This is a genomic window from Mitsuaria sp. TWR114, from assembly GCF_007997345.1.
The window spans coordinates 1-959 of the sequence record NZ_VOSR01001083.1 but is presented as its reverse complement, the minus strand read 5'-3'; the positions used below and the strand labels follow the sequence as shown (position 1 = coordinate 959).

The following is a 959-nucleotide window of genomic DNA, read 5'->3' as shown; positions in this document are numbered from 1 at the left end:
TCCAGCGCCAGCCGCGCGTCGCCTTCGCAGGCCGCGGCCAGCGACTGCGCCAGCAGCACCACCGGCGCGGACGGCAGGTCGGGCGTGGGTGGCACGCCGGACAGGTCCAGCCGCGACAGCTGGCCGGACAGGCGCGCCAGGTCTTCCGGCATCGTGCCGTCGCGGGTGAACAGCGTCGCGATCAGCGGGGCCAGGTCGGGCCGGTCGACGCGCATCGTGTCCAGCAGCACCGCGCCGGTGGGTGCGGCGCGGGACGGTGTCTCGGGCGGCGACACGGCGGCTGCGGCGGCGTCGCCGGCCTCGACCGGCCGGGCCGGCAGCGCAGCGCGCGGCGCGGTGGCGGACTCCGGCTGCGGCCGGGCCGGCGGAGCATCCAGCGGGCGGATTGCTGTGCTGGGCAGCAGCGGCGTGCGCTGTTCCTGGGAGAGCGGCGTGTCGATGGCGACACGAGAGAGGCCGAGTTGGCGCGCGATTCGAGTGGTGAAGGACATGGACTGCTCCTTCGTCCCGATCGTGGCGAGCGGTCATGACGGCCAGCCGCGCCGGGGCGAAGGACTGGCGTCGGGCGCGAAGGGGCGCCGGCGCGACGGGCGCATGCCGCCGCGGAAGGCGATGTCTTCGCTTCGCCGGACGGCGGTTCGGCGGCTGTCGACCGTCGCCCGGGTCCGGTCCCGAGAGTCAGGGGTGAATCCCCATGTCCTCGCACAGGAATCGTCCATGAGCGCCATCGATCCGATCTCTTCCCTCAACGGCAGCGGCCCGCGCCTGTCGCCGATGCAGCAGCTGTACCAGCAGCAGCTCTACGCGGACCCGCAGCCCGCATCCCCGGCCAACGTCATCGCGCCGCTCATGACCATGCTGGTCCAGCAGATCATCGCGATGCTGGTGCAGCAGCTCCTGCAGTCGCTGCAGGCCCAGCAGCAGGGGCAGCAAGGGGCAGCAGGGCATGCCCGGCGGAG

At 73.5% G+C, this 959-nt stretch carries 1 protein-coding gene and 1 pseudogene; one reads left to right on the top strand and one right to left on the bottom strand.

Translation table 11 applies throughout. The features are described from left to right. Nucleotides 1–491, bottom strand: a pseudogene (locus FUT87_RS27520) (hypothetical protein); the annotation flags it as partial. A 226-nt stretch (nucleotides 492–717) separates the two neighbouring features. Between FUT87_RS27520 and FUT87_RS27515 the strand changes: the two are divergent. Further along, the coding region (locus FUT87_RS27515) for a hypothetical protein (RefSeq protein ID WP_147243028.1) at nucleotides 718–959 on the top strand (242 nt) is incomplete at its 3' end.